This is a genomic window from Pseudoalteromonas sp. TB25 (assembly GCF_000497995.1).
GTDB lineage: Bacteria > Pseudomonadota > Gammaproteobacteria > Enterobacterales > Alteromonadaceae > Pseudoalteromonas > Pseudoalteromonas distincta.
The window spans coordinates 1-3,162 of the sequence record NZ_AUTI01000156.1 but is presented as its reverse complement, the minus strand read 5'-3'; the positions used below and the strand labels follow the sequence as shown (position 1 = coordinate 3,162).

The 3,162-nt window shown below is 38.9% G+C and carries 3 protein-coding genes and 1 pseudogene; 2 read left to right on the top strand and 2 right to left on the bottom strand.

Annotated features, from left to right (window positions below; genetic code table 11):
• Positions 1-196 (bottom strand): annotated as a pseudogene (ppnK, locus tag L652_RS0103405) (NAD(+) kinase); the annotation flags it as partial.
• Positions 197-350: 154 nt separating this feature from the next.
• Between ppnK and L652_RS0103400 the strand changes: the two are divergent.
• Together L652_RS0103400 and grpE are read left to right on the top strand one after the other, a co-directional pair.
• Complete coding sequence (locus tag L652_RS0103400) at positions 351-1,316, top strand: HrcA family transcriptional regulator (RefSeq protein WP_024597392.1); 966 nt, start codon at positions 351-353, stop codon at positions 1,314-1,316.
• A gap of 58 nt (positions 1,317-1,374) precedes the next feature.
• Entirely contained in the window at positions 1,375-1,986 is a 612-nt protein-coding gene (gene grpE / locus L652_RS0103395) for a nucleotide exchange factor GrpE (RefSeq protein WP_024597391.1), read from the top strand.
• A gap of 26 nt (positions 1,987-2,012) precedes the next feature.
• Here the strand turns inward: grpE and L652_RS0103390 are convergent.
• Positions 2,013-3,162, bottom strand: a 1,150-nt coding sequence (locus L652_RS0103390) for a Bcr/CflA family efflux MFS transporter (protein ID WP_024603287.1), incomplete at its 5' end; no start/stop codon positions are given.

Here is a 3,162-nt window from a genome sequence, read left to right as displayed (position 1 = left end):
CGGCTTGTTCTCCTAAGTCGACTAACTTAACAAGTTTGTCATGCGGGATATCGTCTAATTGACTCCCTGTGCGTTTTTCTACTATTACCTCAAAACCAAGCGCAAGTAAAAATGTATGTAAGCGCTGAAGGGTAGCAGCGGCTCCCGGGTGATTAGGTTTGCCAATTAGGCCTATGGTATTAAAAGGAGAGTCCATAATGTACGCACAAAAAGATTTAATAATTGTAGAGTAACTCAAAACAGAAGTGTTTGAAAATACAGATTATAGCAATATTATAAACCTTCAATTTTATTCGCAGTCAGTTAACTGCACGACTTGAAAAACAACTAAACGCCCCGATATCTCTTTCATGCAACAAGATGTAGATACCATGAAACTAAACTCACGAGATCAGCAAATTTTTTCAGCTGTTATGAACATGTACTGTAATGGTGAAGGCTTGCCTGTTCCATCAACAAAAATTGCCAAGCTCAAAGGCATGGCAGTATGCTCGGCTACGGTTCGTAATGCTATGGCTCGCTTAGAAAAAGTGGGGCTATTGTATTCACCTCATACATCTGCAGGACGAGTGCCCACAAATGAAGGGTTTGATTATTGGTTTGACGAGTTTTTTCCACTCGCTGACATTGCTAATTATTGGCAACCAGAGCAATCACAACTCGTTGAACTAGCACATGGTTTGAGCCAAAAATACCAAATATGTTGTTGTGTTGGTTTACCACAAGTCAGCTCGCAGCAAGTGTTTAGAGTAGAGGTGCTTGATTTTGATTCTACCGACTGGCTTATTCTATTAATAGACAGGGCTGGGCAGAGCCACAACATTTGTATTGATAAACCTCATGATTCGTCAGATTCTGTTCGTTATCAGTTTGCAACATGGTTGAATACCGTATTTAGCCAACAAACTCTTATGGAGGGTCTGTATCGTATGAAGGCGATGGCAAATACAGCGCCTCGAAATTGTCATGATTCGCTTAATCAATGGACGCGACAACTAAGTCAAAAATTAGGCTCAGATAATAGTATTGTAGTTGGCGAAAATTACCTCTATAAACAAATCGATTGTGAGCAAAGTTTAAATATTGGTGTTTCGTTTTTAAATTATGTAGAAGATAAACTCGCTTTTAAAAACGGTGTATCGGTACTTAATAGCGAAAAATTGCCTTTTACTGAGTGTGATGAATTGATCGTAATAAGCGTGCCGTACTTTCAAAATCAAGAATACCAAAGCCGCTTTTGTATAATTTGCCCTAAATCAGCGCAAATCGAAGAAATAATTCGAGAATTTAAATTAATTGAGGCATCTAACTCTTGAATCTTTTTATTCAATCCCCATAATTACCGCAGTTGTAAAGAATTGGAGCACGTATTTTATGTCTGAGCAGACACAAAACCCTGAGCAAGAAGTAGAATTAAACGAAGAAATTTCTAAAATGCAGGCTGATGTAGAAGCAGCAGTAGAAGCCGCTGATCAACATGCAGAAGAAGAGCAAAGCCCTGAAGCAGAAATAGCTATGCTATATGCAGAGCTTGAAGCTGCTAAACAAACTATTGCTGATCAAAAAGATGGTGTTGTTCGTGCTGCAGCAGACGTAGACAACATTCGTCGTCGTGCAGCACAAGATGTAGAAAAAGCGCATAAGTTTGCACTAGAAAAATTTGCTAACGAATTACTACCTGTAATTGATAATCTTGAGCGTGCTATTGAGTTTTCTGATAAAGAAAATGAGACTTTAAAGCCGTTGCTTGAAGGTATCGATATGACAGTTAAAAGCTTTAACGATGCTGTTGCAAAGTTTGGTGTTGAAATTGTAAACCCACAAGGTGAGCAGTTTAATCCAGATTTTCATCAAGCAATGTCAATTCAACCAAGTAACGATGTAACACCTAATACAGTACTTGCTGTTATGCAAAAAGGTTACACATTGAATGGTCGTTTATTACGCCCTGCAATGGTTATGGTTTCTAAAGCTGCTGATGCTTAATTGAATTATTAGTTTTAAAAAATGCCTCATATTGAGGCATTTTTTTTGTCTTTTTTATAGTGAATTAACTGTACGAGTATAGTAAGCAAAACAGCGCTGAACATTAAACTTGAAAATGGCACTGCGCTTTTTGCATGCATAATAGCGAGTAGTGGGCCAACTAACGCGCCACTGCCAAAACGAAGTGTGCCAATTACGGCCGTTGCCGTGCCTGTGTTTTTTTCAAACTTCATTAATATTAGCGAGTCAGCATTACTTGCAGTGACGCCTAAGCTCATCATTAATGGCGCAATAGCAGCCACAATATAATAAAGTGATAAATGCAATAAGCTAAATGTTAGTAAAGCCAGCCCCGATACAAATCCAAATGTAAGCCCAATATAGAGCATTTTTCGAGAGCCCAGCCTTGGTACAATTCGCGTATTTAAAAAGTTACCAAACATCAGCGCCATTACGTTAAAGGCAAATAACACACCAAATAACTGTTCTGACACTTCATATAAATCTAAATAAATAAATGGTACTGAGGTCAAAAAGCAAAAAAATCCAAACGATACAAACATAGAACTGAGTATGTCGGCACGTGCATCTTTATTACTGAGTACTGTTTTATAGCTGTCGAAAAACAGAGCGAGACCCTTTTTTTCGTTTTTGTGAATAGGAATATCAATTAGATACACTTGCACAAATGCCAATATTAAAAAGCTATACCCAGCAAGAACCAAGAATATGGTTGACCAAACAGAAAATCCTAAAATAAACGAGCCAACAGAGGGGGCAACTAACGGCGCTACCATCATAATCATCGACACATACGACATTCCCTTAGCTGTATTTTGCTGATAAATATGGCGAATAATACCCGGTACTACTACCGTTGCTGCCGCTCCCGTAAATGCTTGCACTGCTCGAAGAGTCCAAAAAGCATGGATTTCGGTGGTAAATGCCAGTGCAAGTGAGCTTGCACCAAATAAGGTTAAGCCGATACGTGCAAGCTTACGGCGGCCAATTTGATCGGCAATGGGGCCAAAAAATAGCATCCCTAATGAATAGCCTGCTAAGTAAATACTCAACGATATTTGTACATTGGGCATATTAGTGTGTAAATCGTTTGCAATTACCAGCATGGCAGGTAAGTACATATCTATCGCCAATGGCGTAATCGCCACTATACTG